Below are 26,070 nucleotides of genomic sequence, written 5' to 3'. Positions count from 1 at the left end.
CGCCGTGACGGGGAAATGCCTAGGCTGGGGACAGCGGCGGAGGGAGTACGGCCATGTCCGGCTGGAGCACGCGCGACATCCCCGATCAGGGCGGCCGCACCGCCGTCGTCACCGGCGCCAACGGAGGGCTGGGCTACGTCACCGCCCGGGAGCTGGCCCGGAAAGGGGCCCGGGTCGTCCTCGCCTGCCGGAGCGAGACCCGGGGGCGGGAAGCCGTCACCCGGATCACCGGTGAAGTGCCGGGCGCGGACGTCGAGGTGCGGCGCCTGGACCTCGGCGGCCTCGCCTCCGTGCGCGAGTTCGCCCAGCCCTACGACCGGCTCGACCTGCTCGTCAACAACGCGGGTGTGATGGCGATGCCGTACGGCACGACCGCCGACGGGTTCGAGACGCAGTTCGGGGTGAACCACCTGGGGCACTTCGCCCTCACCGGACTGCTCATCCCGGCGCTGCTCGCCGCACCGCGGGCCCGCGTGGTGACCGTCTCCAGCATGGCCCACCTGCTCGGCACCATCGACCCGGGCGACCTCAACAGTGAGCGCCGCTACCGGCGTTGGACCGCCTACGGCCGCTCCAAGACCGCCAACCTGCTGTTCACGCACGAGCTGGCACGCCGGCTGGAGGCGTCCGGCGCCGAGGTGATCGCGGCGGCCGCGCACCCCGGATACGCGGCGACCGGCCTCCAGACGGCCGGACCGCGCGCGGAGGGCCGCGGGACCGCCGAGCGGCTCATGGCGGCCGGCAACCGCGTCTTCGCCCAGTCCGCCGAAGCGGGCGCCCTGCCGGCCCTGTACGCCGCGACCGCGCCGGACGTACGCCCCGACTCCTTCACCGGACCGTCCCTCGCGATGTGGCGCGGGGTGCCCGCCCCCTCGTGGCGGGCACCCTGGACCCTCGACGACCGGGCGGGCCGCCGCCTGTGGACGGAGTCGGAACGGCTGACCGGGGTCTCGTACGGCGGCCTCAAGAACTGAAGCCGCCGCCGACACAGGGGATTCAGCCCGTCGCCCGCACCTCGTACGTCGTGATGCGGACCGTGTCGTCGTCCAGGCACTGTCCGCTGCGCAGGTCGAAACGCTGCTTGAGCAGGGGCGAGGCGACGAACGGCCGGCCCTGGACGGACCCGGTCAGGCCGCGGGAGAGGACCGCCGCGCCGCTGAACGGGTCGCGGTTGTCGACGGCGTACAGCTCGCCCGCCCGGTCCCGGAACAGGGCGACCTGACGGCCGTCCGGCAGGAGTGCCGCCACACCGCGGCCGGGGACCAGCAGGCTCAGGTCACAGACCGTGAACCAGTCCTCGCCGAGCTGGAGTTGCACCTTCAGGTCGGTCGTCTCGAGTGCCAGGGTCATCGCTGGGCGCTCCCTTCCAGGGGACGGTGGCCGATGGTGAGCAGCGGCAGATCGGGCTTGATCTGGTCGCGCTCGGGGACGAAGCCGACGACCGGGTCGGGGGTGTCCGGCGCGTTGACGAAGGACACGAACCGGGCCAGCTTCTCGGGGTCGTTGATGGTGGTCGCCCACTCGTCGGCGTAGTTCGCCACGTGCGCGGTCATCAGGGATTCCAGCTCCTCGCAGATGCCGAGGGAGTCCTCCACCACCACGTCCCGCACGTGGTCCAGGCCGCCCGGGATCCGCTCCAGCCAGGTCGAGGTGCGCTCCAGCCGGTCGGCGGTGCGGATGTAGAACATCAGGAACCGGTCGATCAGGCGGATCAGCTCGGCGTCCGAGAGGTCCTGGGCGAGCAGGTCGGCGTGGCGCGGAGTGGCGCCGCCGTTGCCGCCGACGTACAGGTTCCAGCCGTTGGAGGTGGCGATGATGCCGAAGTCCTTGGACTGGGCCTCGGCGCACTCGCGGGCGCAGCCGGAGACGGCCGACTTGAGCTTGTGCGGGGAGCGCAGGCCCCGGTAGCGCAGCTCCAGGTCGATCGCCATGCGGACGGAGTCCTGGACGCCGTAGCGGCACCAGGTCTGGCCGACGCAGGACTTCACCGTGCGCAGGGACTTGCCGTAGGCGTGGCCGGACTCGAAGCCGGCGTCGACCAGGCGGGCCCAGATCAGCGGGAGTTGTTCCACGCGGGCGCCGAACATGTCGATCCGCTGCCCGCCGGTGATCTTCGTGTAGAGGCCGAAGTCGCGGGCGATCTCGCCGATGACGATCAGGCCCTCGGGGGTGATCTCACCGCCGGGGATCCGCGGTACGACCGAGTAGGAGCCGTTCTTCTGGAGGTTGGCGAGGAAGTGGTCGTTGGTCTCCTGCAGTGCCGCCTGCTCGCCGTCCAGGACGTAACCGCTGGCGCCGATGGTGGGGGCGAGGGAGGCGATGATCGAGGCGACCGCGGGCTTGCAGACGTCGCAGCCGTCACCGCCCCGCGCGCCGTCGCGGCCGTAGCGGTCGAGCATGTCCTGGTAGGTGTTGATGCGCAGGGCGAGGACGATCTCGTACAGCTCCTCGCGGGTCTGCGAGAAGCAGCCGCACAGGCCCTTGTCGACCTCGACGCCGCTCGCCTCCAGCTCGGCGGTGACGAGCTGACCGAGGATCTTGACGCAACTGCCGCAGCCCGTACCGGCCTTGGTGCACTTCTTCACCTCGGGCACGGTGGTGCAGGAGTGCTCGGTGACCGCGCCGCGGATGGTGCCCTTGGTGACGTTGTGGCAGGAGCAGATGACCGCCTCGTCGGGCAGGGCGGACGGGCCGAGCTGGGCGCCGCCGCCGGCCCCGGCGGGCAGCACCAGCGACTCGGGCGAGATCGGCGGGACCGAGCCGGTCAGGGCTCGCAGGGTGCCGTAGGCGTCCGCGTCGCCGATCAGGATGCCGCCGAGCAGCGTGCCGTCGCGCCCGATGACCAGCTTCTTGTACAGGCCCGAGCGGGAGTCGGAGTAGACGACGTCGAGGCAGTCCTCGGCGGTGCCGTGCGCGTCACCGAAGGAGGCCACGTCCACGCCGAGCAGCTTCAGCTTGGTGGAGAGGTCGGCGCCGGTGAAGGAGGCCTCGTCGGCGGCGATCGTCGCGGCGGCCGTCTCGGCCTGCTCGTAGCCGGGGGCGACCAGGCCGTACACCCGGCCGTCGGCGGCCAGCGCGCACTCGCCGATCGCGAAGACGTGCGGGTCGGTGACCGTACGGCACTGCTCGTCGACCGCGATGCCGCCGCGCTCGCCGACCGTCAGTCCCGACTCGCGGGCCAGCTGGTCGCGGGGGCGGACACCGGCGCTGAACACCACCAGGTCGGTGGCGAGTTCGGAGCCGTCCGACAGCTTCATGCCGGTGACGGCACCGGAGGCGTCCGTCACGATCTCCTGGGTACCGACGCCCGTGTGGACGCTCAGGCCCATCTCCTCGATGGTGCGCAGCAGGGCTGCGCCACCGCCCTCGTCGACCTGCACCGGCATCAGGCGCGGCGCGAACTCCACGATGTGGGAGGTGAGTCCGAGGCCCTTGAGCGCGCCCGCGGCCTCCAGGCCCAGCAGACCGCCGCCGACCACCGCGCCCGTCGTGGCCCGCGACCTGGCGTACGCCTCGATGGCGAGGAGGTCCTCGATCGTCCGGTAGACGAAGCAGCCCTCGGCGTCCTTGTTGGGGACCGGCGGCACGAACGGGTAGGAGCCGGTGGCCAGCACCAGTACGTCGTAGTCGACGACCAGACCCGAGCGGGCGGTCACCTTGCGGGCGTCACGGTCGATCGTCTCCGCCGGGTCGCCGACGTACAGCTCGATGCCGTGGTCCTTGATGAACTCCATGTCGGTCATGGAGAGTTCCTCGGGCGTCTTCCCCGAGAAGTACGAGGTGAGCTGGACCCGGTCGTACGCGGGACGCGGCTCCTCGCAGAGCACGACCACGCGGTGCGTGGCGGTCAGGCCGCGCTCGGCGAGCGCCTCGAGGAAGCGCTGGCCGACCATGCCGTGGCCGACGAGGACGATCGTGGGGGTGGCCCCCGGGGTGGCGGTCATTCAGGAGCCTCCGTCGTTGGTGAGCAGGTGGAGCAGGGGGCCGTGGTCGGGGAGCGGCTCTGCTCCCTCCCAGGCGCGGGCGAGCGCGCCGACGGTGCCGAGTTCGCCGACGAGCACACCGCCGACCAGGCGGTCGTCGCGGACGACGACCTTGCGGTAGGTGCCGCGGGTGGCGTCGGTGAGCTGGACGACGTCGTCGCCGGGGAGCGCCTCGGTCTCGCCGAACGCGGCGAGGTCCAGCGAGCCGTCCCCGGCCAGCGTGAGGCGGGTGAGGGAACGCGTCCCCGAGTACCGCGCGGTGGCCTTGCCGGCGAGCAACTCGGCCAGTACGTCCGCCTGTTCGAGGGCGGGCGCGGCGAGCCCGTACACCTCGCCGTCGTGCTGGACGCAGTCCCCGATCGCGCGGATGTGCGGGTCGGAGGTGCGCAGTTCGTCGTCGACGAGGACGCCCTTGCGGACGGCGAGTCCGGCCTCCTTGGCGAGGCCGGTGCGCGGGTGGACCCCGCAGGCCAGCACCACCAGGTCGGCGTCGAGGGCGTATCCGTCGGCCATCTCCACCGAGCGGACCGCGCCGTTCACGCAGCGCACGTCGCGGACCCGGCACTCGGTGTGCACCTCGACGCCGAGGTCCCGCAGGTGCCGCAGCACCAGCCCCGAGGCGTTCGGGTCGAGCTGACGCTCCATGAGCCGCTCGGACTGCTGGGCGAGGACCACCTGCGCGCCCCGTACGGCGAGCGCGCGGGCGGCGGAGACCCCGAGGAGCCCGCCGCCGATGACGACGGCCCGCACGCCCGGCCGGACCGCCTTCGACAGCCCCAGGCAGTCGTCCATCGTGCGGAAGGCGTGGACGCCCTCGGGCAGTTCGTGGTCCGGCGTGAACAGTCCGCGCAGCGGCGGCAGCACCGGGTTGGAGCCGGTGGCCAGCACCAGCGTGTCGTATGCGATCTCCGAGCCGTCCGCGCAGGCCAGGCTGCGCCGCGCGCGGTCGATCCCGGTCACCCGGGCCCGGACGAGTTCGGCGGGCGCGGGCAGCGCGATCACCTCGGGGGCGTACCGGCCGGCCAGCACCTCCGCGAGCAGGACCCGGTTGTACGGCCGGTGCTCCTCCTCGCCGATCAGCAGCGCGGGCGTGCCCAGCTCACCGAGCCGCCGGGCGAGGCGTACGCCCGCCAGGCCGGCTCCGATCACCACCACACGCTTATTCGAGGTCATGTCATCGAGCGTGCGGTGCGGAGGTTACCCGGCCGCATCACCGTTGTTTCCCGCGAGGAACGCTGCCCTCAGCGGGGGCCCGGCCGGGATGTGAGGGTTCCCGGGGTGCGCGAGGGACGCCGTGTGAGATTCCGCCTGCCCGGTGCGGGGGCCGCTGGGTGCCCGTGCGTGCGCGGGAGGGTCCCTGACCGGCGCGAGGCCCAGAAGTGCCTCGTTCGATGGACGAACCATGTATCCGTCCCCAGGGTCGCGATCATGCCCCCTGGCGATGTCCGCCCGCGCTGCCGATGGCCGCCCTCCACCTCGCGGGCCGCGTGCTCGGCGCCGGCACGGCCATGAGGAAGGGCGGCCGCTTCCTGCGGATCGTGCCGCTGGCGGTCGTGTTCGCGCTGGTGGGGAACCTGGCGTACGAGCAGGGGCCGGCGTAGGGCGGCGAGCCGGCCCCGGACGGCTCCCCGGCGCGGTGAGGACCCGTCGACAGCGGGTACCCGGTCGGTGACGAACCGCTGACCGAGGCGACCGAAGGCGGCTGAGCATGACGGTGACGCGGAGGCCCGAAGGGCTCGACAGCACGGCCACGACGGCCACCACAGCCACGAGGACGGAAACGGCGGAAAGGGCGGAAACGGCGACGACGGCCGCCCGGGGGGACGCACCCCTCGTGTCGCCCGTCAACTCGCACAACGAGTGGGACCCGCTGGAGGAGATCATCGTCGGGCGGCTCGACGGCGCGACGATCCCGTCCGACCATCCGGTCGTCAGGTGCAACATCCCGCCGTGGGCGGCACGGTTGCAGGGGCTGGCCGCGGGCTTCAGGTATCCGCGCCCGCTGATCGAGAGGGCGCGGCACGAGCTGGACGAGTTCGTCGCCCTGCTGGAATCCCTCGGCGTCACGGTCAGGCGCCCGGACCCGGTCGACCACCGGCGCCGCTACGGCACCCCCGACTGGTCGTCACGCGGTTTCTGCAACACCTGCCCGCGCGACAGCATGCTCGTGATCGGCGACGAGATCATCGAGACGCCGATGGCGTGGCCGTGCCGCTACTTCGAGACCCACTCCTACCGCGCTGTCCTCAAGGACTACTTCCGGCGCGGCGCCCGCTGGACGGCGGCCCCGAAGCCACAGCTCACCGACGAACTGTTCGAACCCGGCTTCCGGCCGTCCGGGGACGGCGAGCCCCCGCGCCGCATCCTCACCGAGTTCGAGCCGGTCTTCGACGCGGCGGACTTCGTGCGGGCCGGACGCGACCTGTTCGTGACGCCCAGCAACGTCACCAACCGGATGGGCATCGAGTGGCTGCGCCGCCACCTCGGGCCCGGCTACCGCGTCCACGAGGTCGAGAGCCGCTGCCGTGCGCCCATGCACATCGACACGACGCTCGTCCCGCTCGCCCCCGGCAAGGTCCTGGTCAATCCCGAGTACGTCGACGTCGACCGCCTCCCCGAGCCCCTCAGGTCCTGGGACGTCCTGATCGCGCCCGAGCCCGACCCGATCGACGACCGCCTGCTGAAGATCACCTCGATGTGCGGCAGGTGGCTCAGCATGAACGTGCTCATGATCGACGAGAAACGGGTGATCGCCGAGCGCCACCACACCGGGATGCTGCGCGCGCTGGAACGCTGGGGCTTCGAGCCGATCCCGTGCGACCTGCTGCACTACGCGCCGTTCGGCGGCTCGTTCCACTGCGCGACCCTGGACGTCCGGCGCCGCGGCACGCTCGCCTCGTACGCCGACTGACGGTTCGCGCGCCGACCGATGGCCGCAGGGAGGATCAGCGCTCCCGCGGGATGAGCCCTCCCGCGGGATCAACGCTCCCGCGGTGCCAGCAGCTCCACCACCCCCGTCGTGTCCTCCTCCCCGTGCCCGTCCGCCAGGCGCCGTTCCATCAGCGCCATGTACGGCGTGAGCAGCTCGGGGCCGACGCCCTGCTCCTCGGCCGTGCGCAGCAGTGTGGCGTTGCCGGCGACCTGCATGGCCAGGTTGGACACCACGCCCTCGGTGAAGTCGCCGCTCTCCAGTTGCGCGGCCGTCTGGTGGGCCATGGGAGCCATCGCGCCGAGCCAGGACACGAGCAGCGGGGCGAGGTCCGTGGGGGCGATGTCCTCCCGGCGGATCAGCGCGAAGGCGTGCAGGACACCCGCGAACATGCCGCTCATAGCGCTCAGCAGCGCCACGTCGTGCAGGGCGGCGAAGCCGGGGTCCGCGCCCACGTACACGGTCCCGGCGGGCACGGCGAGGGTGGCGCGGTGCTCCTCGAACAACTCGGAGGAACCGCTGTAGAAAACGTATCCTCCGCTCTCCGTGGCCCCGATCATCGGCGGTACGGCCATGATGCCGCCGTCCAGGAAGCGGGCGCCGCGCTCCGCCGCCCAGGCGGCCCGGGTCCGGCCCTCGGCCGGGGTGCCGGTGGTGAGGTTCACCAGGTCGCGGCCGGTGAGATCGGCCCCGTCGAGGGCCTCGCCGACGGACGCGTCGTCGAGCAGGCACAGGACCACCAGCCGGCCGCCGGCCACCGCCTCCGCCGGGGTCGCGGCGGCGACGGCACCCTCGGCGGCCAGCCGCTCGGCCCGGACGGGGGTGCGGTTCCAGACGGTCACGGGGTGCCCGGCGGCCAGCCAGGCGCGGGCCAGCGCGGTCCCCATGGCGCCGGCGCCGAGAAGGGTGACGGGGGTGGGGCGGCCGGGGGCGGCGGCGGGAAGGGGTGCGGTGGTCGGGGAGGGGGTGTTGTCGTTCATGGGGACTAGGCTCGTCGGTGGGAACCGGCCTGCTCAAGTACGTACTCGGGAGTGGGTGGTTACCGCGGGGAAAGCATCCGGGCAGGGTCCGTGGAGGCACGGTCCGTGGAGTCTTCGGTGGGGGAGCGGGTATGGCGATCGGCCGGCGGCCGGGGGCGTACGTCTGCGGGATCGACGCGGCGATGGACGTCATCGGCGGGAAGTGGAAGGTGCTGATCCTCTGGGCGCTGCACGAGCGGCCGTACCGTTTCGGGGAGCTGCGGCGCGCACTGCCGGGCGTGACGGAGAAGGTGCTCGCGGCACAGTTGCGGGAGCTGGAGGCCGACGGCATCGTGCACCGCGAGGAGTACGACGAGGTGCCGCCCAGGGTCGAGTACTCCCTCACCGCCCGCGGCGAGACCCTGAACGAGGCACTGGGTCCGCTGGGGGCCTGGGGCCGGGAGAACCTCCTCGACCAGGCGACCGCGTCCCACGGGGTGGCGGGCTAGATCGGCCGGGAAGCGGTCGGGCCCGCGGCAGCCATGTGCGCCACGGCTGCTCTGGCCGGTTCTTGCCGAAACCGCGTACGGCACGCATTGCGGGCCCTCACCGGCTCCCCGTGAGATGCGCGAACACCACCACGTTCCCCCGGTAACCGGTTGCCCGCGAGTATCCGCCGCCGCAGGTGATCACCCGCAACTCGGGCCGGGCCGCGGCCCCGTACACCCTCTCGTCGGGGAAGTCGCGGGCGTCGTACACCTCGACCGCGTCGACGGTGAACACCGCGACCCCGCCGTCGCGCCGGTCCACCTCGATCGTGGCGCCCCTGCGCACGGCGCCGAGGTCGTAGAAGACGGCCGGACCGTCGGCGTTGTCGACGTGCCCGGCGACGATCGCGGTGCCCACCTCACCGGGGGTGGTGCCGGACTCGTACCAGCCGGCGAGGTTCTTCTTCGCGGCCGGCGGCACGTCGAGGCTGCCGGACGTCGTCAGGCCGAGGCCGATGAGTGGGGCGTCGACCCGGATCGACGGGATGCGGACCCGGTCGGGCGGGGACGGCGGCAGCGCGGGCGCGGACCGGGGGTCGGCGCCGCCCGGACGGGCCTCGGCGGCCGACGGCTGCGGCGGGGCGTGCGTCCCGGCGCCGCCGTGCAGCAGCCACGCGCCCGAGCAGAGGGCGACCGCGGTGACGGCCGCTATGACGGTGTCGCCGACGACTCTGCGCATGCGTGAGCACCCCTCTCCCTGACGGAACCCCGTGCCCCCCTCCGGGCCGCGAGGGGCGTCGGACCCGAAGGGGGAGGGGACATGCGGTACCGGCGGACGGACAGCGGAGGGTGTCCGTCAGATCCCGTCGCCTCTCGCCCGGCGATGCAGGAGCCAGGTACCGCCCGCGGCGGCGACGGCGAGAGCCGTCACACCGGCCGCGGTCTGCACGGGGTCGGGGCCCAGAGCACCGCCGACCCCCGTCTTCACACTTCCGCGCGGATACACCTGCTCCCGCGTGGAACTCAGGACGACCACCAGGTCCCCGGCGACCCTCCGCCCGTCCGCGGCACACTGCGCGACGATCTCGTACGTCCCCGGCTGCGCGCTCGGCGGCACCCGGAACTGTCCGATCGCCTCACCGTCGTGGCTGCTCGGCGCGAGCGTGAAAGGGCCGGCGCCGACCGCGCTCGCGTCGCCCGCCGCCGCCCCGGGGTCGCCGCACGCCGCCGTGTTGACGGTGACCTGGCCGCCCGGCACGGCGGTCGAGGGGTACACGTCCAGGCTGCCGCCGCTCGCGGAGACGGCGGCCTGGGCGGGCGCGGCGGACCCGGCCGCGGTGACCACGGCGAGCGCGGTACCGGTCAGCAGTCGGGCGGCGGTACGTCGCATCGGTGCTCCTCCGAGCTATCGCGAGGGCGGCCCGCGACATCCCCATGTGCCGCTACGTCGGTCGCGCCCCTGCTCCTCCGAGGTAAGTGGCAGCGGCGCGAACCCGCTTCCTGAGGCATCGTCAGGAATGTGCTGAACGGGTGTCAGACCGCTGGGCCGCGAGAGTGCATCCCCGACGGTTTCGGCAGGTCACCGCAGTGCGGAGCCCACCCCGCGGAAAAGAGCCCGAAGGGTGCGGGAGGGGGGTGTGAACGGGTGACCTGGGGTGGCACCCGCGTCCGGAGGGCGTGGCTCGGTACGCAGGAGGGCGCCGGGCGCACGGAAACGGTTCTCGTCCCTCACCGCACCCGCACCGCTCCCGCACGCGTGCGCTATGGACATGACATGTCATGGCCCCTTAAATCTCAGGACGACCTCAGCGCCCCCCACCCCACGCCCATCCCACGACCTCAGCGCCCCCCACCCCACGCCCATCCCACGACCTCAACGCCTCCCGCCCCACGCCCATCCCGTGCCCCCCCACGCGCCCCCACGGCGCCCTTCCCGAGGATCCCGAGGAGACCGATGAGTCGGATACGGCAGCACGCCCCAGGTTCCCGTCTCGCCACCGCCGGCATCGCCGTCACCACGGCCACTCTCCTGGCCGCCGTACTCACCCCGGCAGCCGACGCGGCCGACCGGCCGAACCGGGCCACCGCACTGGACAACGCCGCGGCCGTGCTGGCCGAGCGGGCCGCGAGCCTGGGTCTGACCGCCGCCCAGACCACCGCCGTCCGGGACGTCATCGTCGACAAGGACGGCACCCAGCACGTCCGTTACGACCGCACCTTCCGTCAACTCCCGGTCCTGGGAGGTGACTTCGTGGTCCACCTGGCGCCCGACGGCAGCTACCGGGGCGCCGACCGCGCGACCAGGGCCGTGATTTCCCTTCCCACCGTCGTGCCCGCCCTGTCCGCGCCGAAGGCCGCCGACACCGCGGCGAACGCCCTGCGCGCCGCGCACCTCGGCGAGGCGCTGAAGCAGCTCACCGCCAAGCCGCGGCTGGTCGTCGACGCCCTGCACGGCACCCCCAAGCTGGCCTGGCAGACGAACGTCGCCGCGCTGGACGCGCAGGGCAACCCCGTCGCCCGCGCCGTCCTGACCGACGCCCGCACCGGCGCCCAGATCGACGCCTGGGACACCCTGGAGTCGGCGACCGGCGACGGCAAGTCCCTGTACGGCGGCACGGTCCCGCTGGAGACGACCCTCTCCGGGGCCGCGTACCAGCTCAAGGACCCCACCCGCGGAAACACGTACACCGGCGACGCGGCCAACAAGACCGATCTGTGCATCTTCGGCATCTGCATCAGCCGCGCCCCCTCGACCGTCTTCACGGACGCCGACAACCGCTGGGGGACCGGCGCCACCGCCGATCGGGCCACGGTCGCGGTGGACGCGCAGTACGGCACGGACGTGACCTGGGACTACTACAAGAACGTCCACGGCCGTAACGGCATCGGGAACGACGGAAAGGGTTCCTACAACCGCGTCCACTACGGCAACGGTTACAACAACGCTTTCTGGGACGACAGCTGCTTCTGCATGACCTACGGCGACGGTGACGGCACCCAGCTCGGCCCGCTGGTCTCGCTGGACGTGGCCGGGCACGAGATGAGCCACGGCGTGACCTCGAAGACCGCCAAGCTGACCTACTCGGGCGAGTCCGGCGGCCTGAACGAGGCGACCTCCGACATCTTCGGCACCCTCGTGGAGTTCCACGCGGGCAACTCCTCCGACGTCGGCGACTACCTCATCGGCGAGAAGATCGTCCGCCCCGGCTTCGGCCGCGATGCCCTGCGCTACATGGACAAGCCGTCCAAGGACGGCAACTCCGCGGACTACTGGAGCAGTTCGGTCGGCGGCCTCGACGTCCACTACTCCTCCGGCGTCGCCAACCACTTCGCCTTCCTCCTCGCGGAGGGCAGCGGCCCCCGGACCGTCAACGGCGTCGCCTACGACTCCCCGACCTCCAACGGCTCGACCCTGACGGGCATCGGCCGGGAGAAGCTCGGCAGGATCTGGTACCGCGCGCTGACCGTGTACATGACCTCCTCCACGAACTACGCGGGCGCCCGCACGGCCACCCTCAACGCGGCCCGCGACCTCTACGGCGCCGGCAGCGCGGAGCAGAACGCGGTGGCGGCGGCCTGGAGCGCGGTCAACGTCAACTGACCGTGCCGCCTCGGGGAGGGACGTCCGCCCAGCTCCCGGCGATCTCCACCCGCACCGCGCACACCTTGAACTCCGGCATCCGTGAGGTCGGGTCCAGGGCCGGGTTGGTCAGGGTGTTGGCGCGGCCCTCGCCCGGCCAGTGGAACGGCATGAAAACGGTGTCGGGGCGGATGCCGGTGGTGATCCGGGCCGGTGCCACCGCCCGGCCCCGCCGGGACACGACGGCCAGCGGATCGCCCTCGGCCGCGCCGAGCCGCGCCGCGAGGCGGGGATGCAGCTCCACGAACGGGCCCGGCGCGGCGGCGTTCAGCTCGTCCACGCGCCGGGTCTGGGCGCCGGACTGGTACTGGGCCACGACCCGCCCGGTGGTGAGGAAGACCGGGTACTCCTCGTCCGGCTCCTCGGCGGCGGGCCGGTGCGAGACCGGCACGAACCGCGCCCGGCCGTCGTCCGTGGCGAACCGGTCGAGGAAGAGACGGGGAGTGCCGGGGTGGACGGTGCCGGGGTGGACGGTGCCGGCGTCGTCGCGCGCGGGGTCCTCCGGAAGCACGTCGAAACCGGTGTCCTCCCCGTCGTCGTCCACGGCCGCTCCCCCCGCTCCCGCCGCTCCCGCAGGCCCCCCTCCGACCGCCCCCTCCGGCGCCGGGCACGGCCAGAACACCCCGTTCTCCTCCACCAGGCGCCGGTAGGTGATCCCGGAGTAGTCCGCGGGCCCACCCGCGCTCGCCCGTCGCAGCTCCTCGAAGACCTCTTCCGGATCGGTGGGGAAACCCTTCTCCACCCCGAGCCGCGCGGCCAGTTCGTGCAGCACCTCCAGGTCGCTGCGGACCCCCTCGGGCGGAGTGATCGCCCGCTGCCGCAGCAGCACCCGCCCCTCCAGGCTGGTCATGGTCCCGGTCTCCTCCGCCCACTGCGTGACGGGCAGGACGACGTCGGCGAGAGCGGCCGTCTCCGACAGCACCACGTCACAGACGGCGAGGAAATCAAGGGACTTGAGGCGCTCCTCGATGTGCGCGGCACGCGGCGCGGACACCACCGGGTTGGACGCCATCAGCAGCAGTGAGCGGATGTCGGTGCCCAACGCGTCCAGCAGCTCGTAGGCGCTGCGCCCCGGACCGGGCAGGCTGTCGGGGTCCACGCCCCACACCTCGGCCACGTGCCGGCGCGCCGCCGGGTCGTCCAGCTTGCGGTAGCCGGGCAACTGGTCGGCCTTCTGGCCGTGTTCGCGCCCGCCCTGCCCGTTGCCCTGCCCGGTGAGGCAGCCGTACCCGGAGAGCGGGCGCCCCGCCCGGCCGGTCGCCAGGCACAGGTTGATCCACGCGCCGACCGTGTCGGTGCCCTTGGACTGCTGCTCGGGCCCCCGCGCGGTGAGCACCATCGCGGCCTCCGGCTCGCAGAACATGCGCACGGCCTCCCGGAGTTGTGGAACGGACACCCCCGTGATCCGCTCCACATGCTCCGGCCAGTGGGCCATCGCCGCCGCCCGCGCCTCCTCCCAGCCGGACGTCCGCTCCCGTACGTACTCCTCGTCGACCCGCCCCTCGGCGACGACCAGGTGCAACAGCCCCAGCGCCAGGGCGAGATCGGTGCCGGGCCGGGGCATCAGGTGCAGGTCGGCCTGCTCGGCGGTCCTGGTGCGCCGCGGGTCGACGACGATCAGCGTGCCGCCGTTCTCCCGCAGTTCGCTGAAGAAGCGCAGTGCGGGCGGCATGGTCTCCGCGAGGTTGGACCCGACGAGGATCACGCACCCGGTCTTCGGGATGTCCTCCAGCGGGAACGGCAGCCCCCGGTCGAGACCGAAGGCCTTGATGCCGCCGGCCGCCGCGGACGACATGCAGAAGCGGCCGTTGTAGTCGATCTGCGAGGTGCCGAGGACCACCCGCGCGAACTTGCCGAGCGTGTAGGCCTTCTCGTTGGTCAGCCCGCCCCCGCCGAACACCCCGAGCGCGTCGGGCCCGTGCTCGGCCCGGATCGCGCCCAGCTCGCCGGCGATCCGGTCGAGTGCCTCGTCCCAGGTCGCGGGCACCAGCGTGCCGCCGGAGCGCACCAACGGGGAGGTCAGCCGCACCCGGGACGAGAGCACCGCCGGCGCCGTCCGGCCCTTGCCGCACAACGCGCCCCGGTTCACCGGGAAGTCCACGCGCTCGGTCACCTCGACGCCCCCCTCCGGCGTGGGTGACAGATTCATCCCGCACTGCAGGGCGCAGTACGGGCAGTGGGTGGGCGTCGAGGTGGTCTCCATACGTTTCAGCGTGCTTCGGCCGTGTTACACGCCGTGCGGCGTCCTGTTACGGCGGTGTGGTGGTGCCCTCCCCGCGGACGCCCACCCGGAGTGAGGCGCGGCTGCGGCGCCCGCCCCACGTCGCCCCGCTCGCCCGATCGCCCTACTCGCCCGACGCCAGCGCCCGCGTCACCCCGGGCTCCTTCGGCCCGAGGAACCGGGGGTCCGGCTCGAACACCGCGTCCAGCGCCGCCTTGCCGGCCGCGAAGATCTCCCGCGTGCCGCCGTAGTACCAGGTCGCGTCGTGTTCGGCGTCGACACCGACGCCGTACGAGTCGACGCCCGCCGCCTCGCACAGGGCGACCGCCCGCCGGATGTGGAAGCCCTGGCTGATGAGGACCGCCCGGTCGACCCCGAAGATCTTCTTGGCGCGCACGCAGGAGTCCCAGGTGTCGAAGCCCGCGTAGTCGCTGACGATCCGCGTGTCGGGAACGCCGTGTCTCGTCAGGTAGGCGCGCATGGCGTCGGGCTCGTCGTAGTCCTCACGGCTGTTGTCGCCGGTGACGAGCACGACCTTGACGCGCCCCTCCCGGTACAGCGTCGCCGCCGCGTCCAGCCGGTGCGCGAGGTACGGTGACGGCTCCCCGGCCCACAGTCCGGCACCGAACACCACCGCGACCCCGGTGCGCGGCGCGTCGGCCGTCGTGCCCAGCCGGTCCTCGGTCGACACGCGCAGCCAGGTGGCCGGAAGCAGCCCCAGCACACAGGCGGCCATCACGCACTGCACCAGCCGCCGCCACCCCGTACGGGTGCGCGGCAGCCGCGGCCGACGGATCTTCATACGGTGCCCCCTGCTGCCCGTCCGAAATACCCTTCCGGACCGCCCTTCCGGCTTCGACCCGGGAAGACGCAACGAACGGTGATCCGGTTCGGCCATCCACACGTCACTTCGATCACACCGGCCCCATCCTCACGCCGCTCTCGCACCGCACCTCACAGCGCGGCCACGCGCGCGGTGAACGCCCGGAAAACACTCGTGACGGTCGCGCAACGGCGGTGCAACCTCGCCCCGCCACCATCGGTTCATGACGGCGTCGCCCTCCGTGTACGACGAGTCCCACCACCGCCCCGGCAGCCCGCTGCCCGCCGGCGTCCACCTCGACAGTACGGCGCACATCATGACCCGGATCAGCTCCCAGCTCGCCAGCCAGCTCAGCCTCGTCTCGCTCGACGGCCGCCGGCGCCCCGGCCCGCCCGCCCTGGTGGTCGTCGCCCACGGCAGCCGCGATCCGCGCGCCCTGAGCACCGTCAGCGCGCTCCTGGACCGCGTCCGCGACCTGCGGCCCGGCCTGGCCGTGCGCCTCGGGCACATCGAACTCAACGAGCCGCTGCTGTCCGACACCCTCGCCGACCTCGACGCGGCGGACACGGCGGACGCCGTCCTCGTCCCGCTGCTCCTCAGCCGCGGCTACCACGTGCGCCGGGACATCCCCGAGATGGCCGCCGCGGTACGGGTACGCACGCGCGTGGCCGCACCGCTCGGCCCGCACCCCCTTCTCGTGGAGGCGCTGTACACACGTCTCGTCGAGGCCGGCTGGCGCACCCGTACGACCGACGCCGAGCGCCGCGCGAGCGCGGTGGTCCTCGCGGCGGCGGGCTCCCGCGACCCGGACTCCGCGGTCGACACCCGCCGCACGGCCCAGCTCCTGGCGGACCGCCTCGGCGTCCCCGTCGTCCCGGCGTACGCCTCGACGGCCGCTCCCACCGTCCCCGCGGCCGTCCGCGCCCTCGCCGCGAGAGGCCGCCACCGGGTGGCCGTCGCCTCCTACTTCACGGCCCCCGGCCGCTTCGCCACCGAGTCCGCGCAGGCCGCCCCCTGGATCGCCGCGGCCCCCCTGGGCACCCACGAGGCGATGGCCCGGCTGGTCCTGCACCGTTACGACCAGGCACGCGCGGCGAGCGTCGGCAGCAACGCCGCCTGAGGGGGCGCGGGGCGGCGGTGCCGCGCACCCCCACCGAACCCGGCAGCCGAGTGGCGCCCCGATTGTCACTGCCGCCGCTTACTGTCGAGACATGCCCTACGACGTGCCGTCAACAGAACGCTGGGCGGTGGAGCCCGACAAGCGCCCCGGCCGCACCGCCTTCCAGCGCGACCGTGCCCGCGTCCTGCACTCCTCGGCGCTCAGGAGGCTCGCGGGCAAGACCCAGGTGGTGACCCCCGGCACCCGCACCGACGCCTGGGACGCCACCCCCCGCACCCGCCTCACCCACTCCCTGGAGTGCGCCCAGGTCGGCCGGGAGCTGGGCGCGGCCCTCGGCTGCGACCCCGACCTCGTCGAGGCGTCCTGCCTCTCCCACGACCTCGGCCACCCCCCGTTCGGGCACAACGGCGAACAGGCGCTGAACGACTTCGCCCGCGACTGCGGAGGCTTCGAGGGCAACGCGCAGTCGCTGCGCCTCCTCACCCGCATCGAACCCAAGCGGTTCACCCCCGAGGGCTCCGTCGGCCTCAACCTCACCCGCGCCACCCTCGACGCCGCCACCAAGTACCCCTGGCCGCGCGGCGGACATCCCACCGACCCGGCGTCCCCCAAGTTCGGCGTCTACGACGACGACCGCCCCGTCTTCGACTGGGTCCGCAAGGAGGCCCCCGGCACGCGCACGTGCTTCGAGGCGCAGGTCATGGACTGGTCCGACGACGTGGCCTACTCGGTGCACGACGTGGAGGACGGCCTGCACGCCGGCCACATCGACCCCAACTGCCTGCACGCCGAACCGGAGCGCGCGGAGGTCTTCCGCGTCGCCGTCGGCCGCTACGTCCCAGCGGACACCGACCCCGCCGAACTCGCCGCCGCCCTCGACCGGCTCCAGGACCAGGAGTGGTGGCCGCACGGCTACGACGGCACGGCCGTCGCCCAGGCCCGCCTCAAGGACGCGACCAGCCAGCTCATCGGCCGCTTCTGCCTGGCCGCCGAGGCGGCCACGCGCGCCAGGTACGGTTCCGGGCGGCTCACCCGCTACGGCGCCGAACTCGTCGTACCCCACGAGACACGCCTGGAGTGCGCGGTCCTCAAGGCCGTCGCCGACCGGTACGTCATGCAGCGCGCGGAGCAGGAGCTGCTCCGCGCGGACCAGCGCGTCGTCATCAGCGAGCTGGCCGAGGCGCTCACCGCCCGCGCACCCGACGGCCTCGACCCCCAGTTCCGCGCCCTGTTCGACGTGGCCGCCGACGACCGCGCCCGCAAGCGGGTGATCGTCGACCAGATCGCCTCCCTCACCGACCCCTCGGCCCGTTCCCTGCACGCCCGCCTGACCAGAAGGCGCTGAACGGGGCGGGCCCGATGCACCCGAACGGGCCCGAACGTGACACTCCGTGGCCTGATCGGGTCACCACCCCTTCCCCCCTCATCCCGCGTGCGGGACGCTCGGGTGGCGGCAGTCTTACGAGGAGGCATCACGTGGTCGACGCGGATCAGACATTCGTCATCGTCGGAGGAGGCCTGGCCGGCGCCAAGGCGGCCGAGACACTCAGGACCGAGGGCTTCACCGGCCGCGTGATACTGATCTGCGACGAGCGCGATCACCCCTACGAGCGCCCGCCGCTCTCCAAGGGCTTCCTGCTCGGCAAGGAGAGCCGCGAGAGCGTCTTCGTGCACGAGCCCGCCTGGTACGCGCGCAACGACATCGAGCTGCACCTGGGCCAGACCGTAGACGCCATCGACCGTACGGCGAAGACGGTCCGCTTCGGCGACGACGGCACCCTCGTCCACTACGACAAGCTGCTGCTGGCCACCGGCTCCGAACCCCGCCGCCTCGACATCCCCGGCACCGGCCTCGCGGGCGTCCACCACCTGCGCCGCCTCGCGCACGCCGAGCGCCTCAAGGGCGTCCTCACCGCGCTCGGCCGCGACAACGGCCACATCGTGATCGCCGGCGCCGGCTGGATCGGCCTGGAGATCGCGGCGGCGGCCCGCGGGTACGGCGCCGAGGTCACCGTCGTCGAACCGGAGCCGACCCCGCTGCACGGCGTCCTCGGCCCCGAGCTGGGCAATGTCTTCGCCGAGCTGCACCGCGAGCACGGCGTCCGCTTCCACTTCGGCGTCCGGCTCACCGAGATCGTCGGCCAGGACGGCATGGTCCTCGCCGCCCGCACGGACGACGGCGAGGAACACCCGGCGCACGACGTGCTCGCCGCGATCGGGGCCGCCCCGCGGACCGCCCTCGCCGAGGCGGCCGGACTGCAGCTGGCCGACCGCGTCCACGGCGGCGGCGTCGCGGTGGACACCCGGCTGCGCACCTCCGACCCCGACATCCACGCCGCCGGCGACGTGGCGTCCTTCCCGCTCGGCCTGTTCGGCACGACCCTGAGGGTCGAGCACTGGGCCAACGCCCTGAACGGCGGACCGGCCGCCGCCCGCGCCATGCTCGGCCGGGACGTCACCTACGACCGGGTGCCCTACTTCTTCTCCGACCAGTACGACCTGGGGATGGAGTACAGCGGGTGGGCGCCGCCGGGGACGTACGACGAGGTGGTGATCCGGGGCGACGCGGGCAAGCGGGAGTTTGTCGCGTTCTGGGTGAAGGAGGGGCGGGTCCTGGCAGGGATGAACGTGAACGTGTGGGACGTCACAGAGCAGATCCAGAAGCTGGTGCGGACGGGCGTCCCGGTCGACACCGAGGCGCTGGCAGACCCTCATGTGCCCCTCGAGAGGCTGATCGCGTAGGCGTCCGCGAGGTTCCGCGGTCCCGGGGTTGTCGGTCCACCCCCGTAGAATCACCACGTGGCAGGACGGATCAACGACGAGGACGTGAAGGCGGTTCGGGACGCGGTTCCGATCGACGCCGTGGTGTCCGAGTACCTCCAGCTGCGCAACGCGGGCGGTGGCAACCTCAAGGGCCTGTGCCCCTTCCACGACGAGAAGTCACCGTCCTTCCAGGTCAGCCCCAGCAAGGGCCTCTTCCACTGCTTCGGCTGCCAGGAGGGCGGCGACACCATCACGTTCGTGATGAAGGTCGACCACCTCACCTTCTCCGAGGCCGTCGAGCGCCTCGCCGCCCAGGCCGGCATCACCCTGCGCTACGAGGAGGGCGGCTACAACCCCTCCCATCAGCGCGGCGAACGCATCCGTCTGGTCGAGGCCCACAAGATCGCCGCCGAGTGGTACGCCGAACAGCTCGCCGTCAGCCCCGAGGCCGACGCCGGCCGGATCTTCCTCGCCGAGCGCGGCTTCGACCAGGCCGCCGCCGTCCACTTCGGCGTCGGCTACAGCCCCCAGGGCTGGGACCACCTCACCCGCTATCTGCGCGGCAAGGGCTTCAGCGACAAGGAACTGACCCTCTCCGGACTCGCCCAGGAGGGCCGCCGCGGCCCCATCGACCGCTTCCGCGGCCGGCTGATGTGGCCCATCCGCGACATCGGCGGCGAGGTCGTCGGCTTCGGCGCCCGCAAGCTCTACGAGGCCGACAACGGCCCCAAGTACCTCAACACGCCCGACACGCCGATCTACCGCAAGTCGCAGGTCCTCTACGGCATCGACCTCGCCAAGAAGGACATTGCCAAGGTGTCCCGCGCGGTCGTCGTCGAGGGGTACACCGACGTCATGGCCTGCCACCTGGCCGGCGTCACCACCGCCATCGCCACCTGCGGCACGGCCTTCGGCACCGACCACATCAAGATCCTCCGCCGCCTGCTGATGGACAACGGCTCCGCGCGCGTGATCTTCACCTTCGACGGCGACGCGGCCGGCCAGAAGGCGGCCCTGCGCGCCTTCGAGGACGACCAGAAGTTCGCCGCCGAGACGTACATCGCGATCGCGCCGGACAACATGGACCCCTGCGACCTGCGGCTGGCCAAGGGCGACGAGGCCGTCGCCGACCTCGTCGAACCCCGCACCCCGCTGTTCGAGTTCGCCCTCCGCCAGATCGTCGCGCGCTACGACCTGGAGACCCCGGGCGGCCGGGCCGCCGCCCTCGACGAGGCCGCCCCGGTCGTCGCCCGCATCAAGAACAGCGGCGCCCAGCACGAGGTCGCCGTCCAGCTGGCCGGCATGCTCGGCATCCTCGACACCCAGTTCGTCGTCAAGCGTGTGGCACAGCTGGCCCGTTGGGCCCGCGACCGCGGCGGCCGGGGCCCGGCACCCGCCCGCGGCGGCGCCGGACAGCCCTACGAGGCCGCCCCGCGCCCCGCGGCCGCCGGCCCCGCCCTCACCCTGCGCAACCCCGTCTACGCCACCGAGCGCGAACTGCTCAAGCTCGCCCTCCAGCGCCCCGAACTGGTCTCCCCGGCCTTCGACGCGTACGGCGTCGACGAGTTCACCGCCGCCCCCTACGCCGCCGTACGCGAGGCGATCCAGGACGCGGGCGGTGCCGAGTCCGGCGTACAGGACGGGCAGGAGTACCTGATGCGGGTGCGGGACGCCGCGCCCGACGACACCGTGCGCGCCATGGTCACCGAGCTGGCCGTGGAGCCGATCATGCGGCGCGCGGTCGACGACGTGTACGCGGGCACGGTCCTCGTCCAGGTCCGCCGGCGCGCGGTGGAGCGCCGGGTCCGCGACGTCCAGTCCCAGCTGGCCCGGCTGTCCGCCGGCGGCGACCCGGCCCAGCTGGCCGCCGTACAGAACGAGCTGTGGGTCCTCCAACAGTACGACCAGGCGCTGCGCGGGCAGGGAGCCGCGGCTCTCTGAGCAGGTTGTGACCGGCACGGTCAGCACGCGGTCACGGACCGGACGCAAAAAGTCATCGCACGCCCCTCGTGGCGGCGATGTGTCGTACTCCACACTGGGTGGCGGTGCCTGAGTCCTCGGAGCGCGGTCGATCCGTCCCCAGCGGGTCCCACACCCCCGCGGTTCCGCTCATCGCGGACGGGACGGACAGCGGTGAGGCCGCCTCCGCCCTCGAAGCAGCGCTGCCGTATCTCCCGGCAGCGATCACCCTGGAGGTCGCCCCCGTGCAGACCCAGACCCTCACCCAGACCGACACGTGTACCGACGGCACGGAACCGGACGGCGAGACGGGCGTCCTGGTCACGGTCCCGCCGCAGAGCCGTGCCGTGCGTCATCCGGAGACGGCCATGGAACCGGAGTCCGAGCCGGCGGACCCGGCACCCGAGGACCCGCCCGCCGAGGCGCTCGACGAGGCCCCCGAGCCCGTCGACACGCCCGCCCCGCGCTTCGTCGACACCTCCGCCCCCTCCTCGGACCTGTTCCGCCAGTACCTGCGCGAGATCGGCCGGATCCCGCTGCTCACCGCCGCCGAGGAGGTCGAGCTGGCCCGCCGCGTGGAGGCCGGCCTGTTCGCCGAGGCGAAGCTGAGCAGCACCCCCGACGTGGACAGCGACCTCGCCCTGGACCTGGACAAGCTGGTCGTGATGGGCCGGATGGCCAAGCGCCGTCTCATCGAGTCGAACCTGCGCCTGGTCGTGTCGGTCGCCAAGCGCTATGTCGGCCGCGGCCTGACCATGCTCGACCTCGTCCAGGAGGGCAACCTGGGCCTGATCAGGGCGGTCGAGAAGTTCGACTACGCCCGCGGCTACAAGTTCTCCACGTACGCCACCTGGTGGATCCGCCAGGCCATGTCCCGCGCGCTCGCCGACCAGGCCCGCACGATCCGCGTCCCCGTGCACGTGGTGGAGCTGATCAACCGCGTGGTCCGCGTCCAGCGCCGGCTGCTCCAGGAGCGCGGCTACGAGCCCACCGCCGACGAGGTGGCCGCCCAGCTCGATCTGGCCCCCGAGCGCGTCGGAGAGGTGCTGCGGCTGGCCCAGGAGCCCGTCTCCCTGCACGCCCCGGTGGGCGAGGAGGACGATGTGGCCCTCGGTGACCTCATCGAGGACGGCGACGCCGCCAGCCCTGTCGAGTCGGCGGCGTTCCTGCTGCTGCGGGAACACCTGGAGGCGGTCCTGTCGACGCTCGGCGAGCGTGAGCGCAAGGTCGTCCAGCTCCGCTACGGCCTGGCCGACGGCCGCCCCCGCACCCTGGAGGAGATAGGCCGCATCTTCGGCGTGACCCGGGAGCGCATACGGCAGATCGAGTCCAAGACCCTCAACAAGCTCCGCGACCACGCCTTCGCGGACCAGCTCAGGGGCTACCTGGACTGACAGGGGGGCCGCCGACCGGGCGGCCCCCGCCCCGCCGTTCGTCCCGCTAGTCGACCTCGGCGACCGCCTGGACGAACTGCGCCTTGTACAGCCGCGCGTACGCCCCGTCGGCCGTCAGCAGGTCCGTGTGCGTGCCCTGCTCGACGATCGCCCCGTTCTCCATCACCAGGATCGTGTCCGCGTCCCGGATCGTCGACAGCCGGTGCGCGATGACGAACGACGTCCGCCCGTGCGCCAGCTTCGCCATCGCCTTCTGGATCAGCACCTCGGTACGGGTGTCGACGGAACTCGTCGCCTCGTCGAGCACCAGGATCACCGGGTCGGACAGGAACGCCCGCGCGATGGTGATCAGCTGCTTCTCACCGGCGCTGACCCCGCTGCCCTCACCGTCGATCACCGTGTCGTAGCCGTCGGGAAGGGTCCGGATGAACCGGTCGGCGTGGGCCGCCCGCGCCGCCTCCTCGATCTCCCCACGGGTGACCTCGCGCGCGGCGCCGTACGCGATGTTCTCCGCGATGGTGCCGCCGAACAGCCAGGTGTCCTGGAGCACCATGCCGATCCCGGCGCGCAGTTCGTCGCGGGACATCCGCGCGATGTCGACGCCGTCGAGGGTGATGCGCCCGCCGGTGACGTCGTAGAACCGCATCAGAAGGTTGACCAGGGTGGTCTTGCCGGCGCCGGTCGGGCCGACGATGGCGACCGTGTGGCCGGGTTCGACGACCAGCGAGAGGTCCTCGATCAGCGGCCGGTCGGGGTCGTAGCGGAAGGACACGTGCTCCAGCGCCACCCGCCCCCGCAGCTCCTCCGGCCGCACGCCCGGCACCGGATCCGCCTGCTGCTCCTCCGCGTCCAGCAGTTCGAAGATCCGCTCGGCCGAGGCGACGCCCGACTGCACCAGGTTCGCCATCGACGCGACCTGCGTCAGCGGCATCGAGAACTGGCGCGAGTACTGGATGAACGCCTGCACGTCACCGATCGACAGCGAGCCGGTGGCGACCCGCAGCCCGCCGACCACGGCGACCATCACATAGTTGAGGTTCGACACGAAGAACATCAGCGGCTGCATGACGCCGCTGTTGAACTGCGCCTTGAACCCGGCCTCGTACAGCGCGTCGTTCTGCTCGGCGAACTGCTGCGCCGACTCGTCCTGCCGGCCGAACACCTTCACCAGCGTGTGGCCGGTGTACATCTCCTCGATGTGCGCGTTCAGCTTGCCGGTGGTGCGCCACTGCTGCACGAAGTGCGGCTGCGACCGCTTGCCCACGCGCGCGGCGACGACCGCCGACAGCGGCACGGTGACCAGCGCGACCAGGGCGAGGATCCACGACACCCAGAACATCATCGCCAGTACGCCGACGATGCTGAGCAGCGAGTTCACGAGCTGGCCCAGCGACTGCTGGAGCGTCTGCCCGATGTTGTCGATGTCGTTGGTCGCCCGCGACAGCACCTCGCCGCGCTGGCGCTTGTCGAAGTACGACAGCGGCAGCCGGGACAGCTTCGTCTGCACGTCCTCGCGCATCCGGTACATCGTGCGGTTGACGGCCCGGTTGACCAGCCGCGTCGCCACCGCCATCAGCAGGCCCGCGACCGTGAACACCGCGAGCGCGAACAGCAGGACCCGGCCGACGGAGTCGAAGTCGATCCCCTGGCCGGGGGTGAAGTCGGTGCCGCGCAGCATGTCGGCGACATCGTCGTCACCGCGCTCGCGCATCGAGTCGAGGACCTGGTCCTTGGAGGACCCGGCCGGCATCTCCCGCCCGATGATGCCGGCGAAGACCAGGTCGGTGGCCCGGCCGAGGATCTTCGGTCCGATCACGTTGAGGCCCACGCTCAGGACGACGCAGAACAGCATCGCGTAGAGGGTGAGCCGCTCCGCCCTGAAGTGGCCGAGCAGCCGCCGGCCGGACACCTTGAAGTCCAGCGTGCGGCTCTCCGGTCCGGTCCCGGCCATCATGCGCCCCATGGGCCCGGCCATCAGGCAGCCTCCGCTTCCGTGAGCTGGGAGAGAACGATCTCCCGGTAGGTCTCGTTGTCCGCCATCAGTTCCTGATGGGTGCCCTCGCCCACGACCCGGCCCTCGTCGAGGACGATGATCCGGTCCGCCTCGCGGATGGTGGCCACCCGCTGGGCGACGATGACGACGGTCGCCTCGGCGGTCTCCCGGCCGAGGGCCGCCCTGAGCGCCGCGTCGGTTGCGTAGTCGAGGGCGGAGAAGGAGTCGTCGAAGAGGTAGATCTCCGGGCGCTGCACGAGCGTACGGGCGATGGCGAGCCGCTGCCGCTGACCGCCGGACACATTGGTGCCGCCCTGTGCGACGGGGGCGTTCAGCCCGCCCTCCAGCTTCCGCACGAACTCCGCGGCCTGCGCCACCTCCAGCGCGTGCCACAGCTCCTCGTCCGTCGCGTCCGGATTTCCGTACCGGAGGTTGGTGGCGACCGTGCCGGCGAACAGGTACGGCCTCTGCGGCACGAGCCCGACCGTCCTGGCGAGCAGCGCGGCGTCGAGGTGCGCCACCTCGACACCGTCGACGAGGACCTGCCCGTCGGTGGCGTCGAACAGCCGGGGGACCAGCCCGAGCAGCGTGGACTTGCCGCTGCCGGTCGAGCCGATGACGGCGGTGGTCTCACCGGGCCGCGCCACCAGGTCGACGCCCTTGAGCACGGGCTCCTCGGCGCCCGGGTAGCCGAAGCCGGCGCCCCGGATCTCCAGGTGACCGTGGCGCCGCAGCTCGCGCACCGGCGCCTTCGGCAGGACGACGCTGGACTCGGTGTCCAGGACCTCCTGGACGCGCTCGGCGCACACCTCGGCGCGCGGCACCATCATGAACATGAAGGTGGCCATCATCACGGACATGACGATCTGCATGAGGTAGGCGAGGAAGGCGGTCAGATCGCCGATCTGCATCCCGCCGCTGTCGATGCGGTGGGCACCGAACCACACCACGGCGATCGACGACAGGTTCACCGTGGTCATGACCACCGGGAACATCAGCGCGAGCAGGTTTCCGGCCTTCAGCGAGATGTCGGTGAGGTCGGCGTTGGCCTTGCGGAAACGCTCCTCCTCGTAGTCGTCCCGGACGAAGGCGCGGATGACGCGGTTGCCGGTGATCTGCTCGCGCAGCACCCGGTTCACCGTGTCCAGCCGCGTCTGCATGGACCGGAACAGCGGCCGCAGCCCCCGCACGATCAGCGTCACGCAGATGCCCAGCACCGGCACCACGGCGACCAGGATCCCGGACAGCGGCACATCCAGGCCGAGGGCCATGACGATGCCGCCCACGCACATGATCGGCGCGGACACCATCAGCGTGAACGTCATCAGGGCCAGCATCTGGATCTGCTGGACGTCGTTCGTGGTCCTGGTGATCAGGGAGGCCGCGCCGAACTGGCCGACCTCGCGGGCTGAGAAGGACTGCACCCGGTCGAAGACGGCCGCCCGCATGTCCCGCCCGAGCGCCGACGCCGTCCTGGCGCCGTAGTACACGGCACCGATGTTGCAGACGACCTGCACCAGCGAGATGCCGATCATCACGGCGCCGTAGGAAAGGATGTAACCGGTGTCACCGTTGACCACGCCGTCGTCGATGATGTCGGCGTTCAGCGTGGGCAGGTAGAGCGTGGCGCAGGTCTGGAGAAACTGGAGCAGCACCAGCAGGGCGATGGGTTTCTTGTAGGGCCTGAGATAGGTCCGCAGAAGTCGTATGAGCACGCTACGTCTCTCGGAGTCGGCGGGGTGAGGGGCATTGGTTGCCCCTGGCCCCTATCGTCCGGCACTCCACCCGTGTTACCTCA

20 protein-coding genes are annotated in these 26,070 nt (G+C 72.3%); 10 read left to right on the top strand and 10 right to left on the bottom strand.

Annotated elements, in window-relative coordinates; genetic code table 11:
• The first annotated feature begins 53 nt into the window (after positions 1-53).
• A complete protein-coding gene (locus tag ACFWJX_RS21815) occupies positions 54-974 on the top strand; it encodes an oxidoreductase (RefSeq protein ID WP_383245622.1) in 921 nt (306 codons plus the stop codon).
• Between the two features lie 22 nt (positions 975-996).
• Here ACFWJX_RS21815 and nirD read toward each other — a convergent pair whose 3' ends face one another.
• Genes nirD through ACFWJX_RS21800 form a run of 3 tightly spaced genes read right to left on the bottom strand, consistent with a single transcriptional unit; the run spans position 997 to position 5,156 of the window.
• Positions 997-1,350, bottom strand: a complete 354-nt coding sequence (gene nirD, locus ACFWJX_RS21810; protein ID WP_383245620.1) for a nitrite reductase small subunit NirD — start codon at positions 1,348-1,350, stop codon at positions 997-999.
• On the bottom strand, positions 1,347-3,944 hold the full coding sequence (gene nirB / locus ACFWJX_RS21805) for a nitrite reductase large subunit NirB (RefSeq protein ID WP_383245617.1): 2,598 nt from the start codon (positions 3,942-3,944) through the stop codon (positions 1,347-1,349). The genes nirD and nirB overlap by 4 nt, the downstream gene beginning before the upstream one ends.
• Complete coding sequence (locus ACFWJX_RS21800; protein WP_383245614.1) at positions 3,945-5,156, bottom strand: NAD(P)/FAD-dependent oxidoreductase; 1,212 nt, start codon at positions 5,154-5,156, stop codon at positions 3,945-3,947.
• 287 nt (positions 5,157-5,443) lie between these two features.
• Between ACFWJX_RS21800 and ACFWJX_RS21795 the strand changes: the two genes are divergently transcribed.
• The gene (locus tag ACFWJX_RS21795; RefSeq protein ID WP_383245611.1) at positions 5,444-5,584 is read left to right on the top strand and encodes a hypothetical protein; all 141 of its coding nucleotides are present in this window, start codon (positions 5,444-5,446) and stop codon (positions 5,582-5,584) included.
• Between the two features lie 107 nt (positions 5,585-5,691).
• Complete coding sequence (locus ACFWJX_RS21790) at positions 5,692-6,894, top strand: amidinotransferase (RefSeq protein ID WP_383245609.1); 1,203 nt, start codon at positions 5,692-5,694, stop codon at positions 6,892-6,894.
• A gap of 68 nt (positions 6,895-6,962) precedes the next feature.
• Here ACFWJX_RS21790 and ACFWJX_RS21785 read toward each other — a convergent pair whose 3' ends face one another.
• A complete protein-coding gene (locus ACFWJX_RS21785; protein ID WP_383245607.1) occupies positions 6,963-7,892 on the bottom strand; it encodes an NAD(P)-dependent oxidoreductase in 930 nt (309 codons plus the stop codon).
• Between the two features lie 131 nt (positions 7,893-8,023).
• Between ACFWJX_RS21785 and ACFWJX_RS21780 the strand changes: the two genes are divergently transcribed.
• Entirely contained in the window at positions 8,024-8,380 is a 357-nt protein-coding gene (locus ACFWJX_RS21780; RefSeq protein ID WP_383245604.1) for a winged helix-turn-helix transcriptional regulator, read from the top strand.
• A 97-nt stretch (positions 8,381-8,477) separates the two neighbouring features.
• Here ACFWJX_RS21780 and ACFWJX_RS21775 read toward each other — a convergent pair whose 3' ends face one another.
• Together ACFWJX_RS21775 and ACFWJX_RS21770 are read right to left on the bottom strand one after the other, a co-directional pair.
• The gene (locus ACFWJX_RS21775; RefSeq protein WP_383245601.1) at positions 8,478-9,098 is read right to left on the bottom strand and encodes a class F sortase; all 621 of its coding nucleotides are present in this window, start codon (positions 9,096-9,098) and stop codon (positions 8,478-8,480) included.
• A 117-nt stretch (positions 9,099-9,215) separates the two neighbouring features.
• Positions 9,216-9,749, bottom strand: a complete 534-nt coding sequence (locus ACFWJX_RS21770; RefSeq protein WP_383245599.1) for a hypothetical protein — start codon at positions 9,747-9,749, stop codon at positions 9,216-9,218.
• 564 nt (positions 9,750-10,313) lie between these two features.
• On the opposite strand from ACFWJX_RS21770, the gene ACFWJX_RS21765 reads away from it, so the two are divergent.
• The gene (locus ACFWJX_RS21765) at positions 10,314-11,960 is read left to right on the top strand and encodes a M4 family metallopeptidase (protein WP_383245596.1); all 1,647 of its coding nucleotides are present in this window, start codon (positions 10,314-10,316) and stop codon (positions 11,958-11,960) included.
• Here ACFWJX_RS21765 and ACFWJX_RS21760 read toward each other — a convergent pair.
• Both ACFWJX_RS21760 and ACFWJX_RS21755 read right to left on the bottom strand, forming a co-directional pair.
• Positions 11,953-14,202, bottom strand: coding sequence for a molybdopterin oxidoreductase family protein (locus ACFWJX_RS21760; protein WP_383245593.1), 2,250 nt, complete (start codon positions 14,200-14,202; stop codon positions 11,953-11,955). The genes ACFWJX_RS21765 and ACFWJX_RS21760 overlap by 8 nt on opposite strands.
• Before the next feature lie 142 nt (positions 14,203-14,344).
• Positions 14,345-15,022 carry a vancomycin high temperature exclusion protein gene (locus ACFWJX_RS21755; protein ID WP_383245590.1) on the bottom strand — a complete coding sequence of 226 codons (678 nt, stop codon included), beginning with the start codon at positions 15,020-15,022 and terminating at the stop codon, positions 14,345-14,347.
• A gap of 244 nt (positions 15,023-15,266) precedes the next feature.
• On the opposite strand from ACFWJX_RS21755, the gene ACFWJX_RS21750 reads away from it, so the two are divergent.
• The 5 genes from ACFWJX_RS21750 to ACFWJX_RS21730 all read left to right on the top strand — a co-directional run bounded on the left by ACFWJX_RS21750 (position 15,267) and on the right by ACFWJX_RS21730 (position 22,279).
• On the top strand, positions 15,267-16,163 hold the full coding sequence (locus ACFWJX_RS21750) for a sirohydrochlorin chelatase (RefSeq protein ID WP_383245588.1): 897 nt from the start codon (positions 15,267-15,269) through the stop codon (positions 16,161-16,163).
• 91 nt (positions 16,164-16,254) lie between these two features.
• Positions 16,255-17,508: a deoxyguanosinetriphosphate triphosphohydrolase gene (locus ACFWJX_RS21745; protein WP_383245585.1), complete on the top strand. Its 1,254-nt coding sequence runs from the start codon at positions 16,255-16,257 to the stop codon at positions 17,506-17,508.
• A 131-nt stretch (positions 17,509-17,639) separates the two neighbouring features.
• Entirely contained in the window at positions 17,640-18,905 is a 1,266-nt protein-coding gene (locus ACFWJX_RS21740) for an NAD(P)/FAD-dependent oxidoreductase (RefSeq protein WP_383245582.1), read from the top strand.
• 57 nt (positions 18,906-18,962) lie between these two features.
• Positions 18,963-20,867 carry a DNA primase gene (gene dnaG / locus ACFWJX_RS21735; protein WP_383245579.1) on the top strand — a complete coding sequence of 635 codons (1,905 nt, stop codon included), beginning with the start codon at positions 18,963-18,965 and terminating at the stop codon, positions 20,865-20,867.
• A 104-nt stretch (positions 20,868-20,971) separates the two neighbouring features.
• Complete coding sequence (locus ACFWJX_RS21730) at positions 20,972-22,279, top strand: RNA polymerase sigma factor (RefSeq protein WP_383245577.1); 1,308 nt, start codon at positions 20,972-20,974, stop codon at positions 22,277-22,279.
• Between the two features lie 46 nt (positions 22,280-22,325).
• Here the strand turns inward: ACFWJX_RS21730 and ACFWJX_RS21725 are convergent, their stop codons facing one another.
• The gene (locus tag ACFWJX_RS21725) at positions 22,326-24,254 is read right to left on the bottom strand and encodes an ABC transporter ATP-binding protein (RefSeq protein WP_383245574.1); all 1,929 of its coding nucleotides are present in this window, start codon (positions 24,252-24,254) and stop codon (positions 22,326-22,328) included.
• Positions 24,254-25,987, bottom strand: a complete 1,734-nt coding sequence (locus ACFWJX_RS21720) for an ABC transporter ATP-binding protein (RefSeq protein WP_383245571.1) — start codon at positions 25,985-25,987, stop codon at positions 24,254-24,256. Before ACFWJX_RS21720 ends, ACFWJX_RS21725 begins: the two co-directional genes overlap by 1 nt.
• Positions 25,988-26,070 lie beyond the last annotated feature (83 nt).

The sequence above is a fragment of the Streptomyces sp. NPDC058335 genome, from assembly GCF_042723915.1.
Taxonomy (GTDB): Bacteria; Actinomycetota; Actinomycetes; order Streptomycetales; family Streptomycetaceae; genus Streptomyces.
This window is presented reverse-complemented; position numbering and strand designations above follow the sequence as displayed.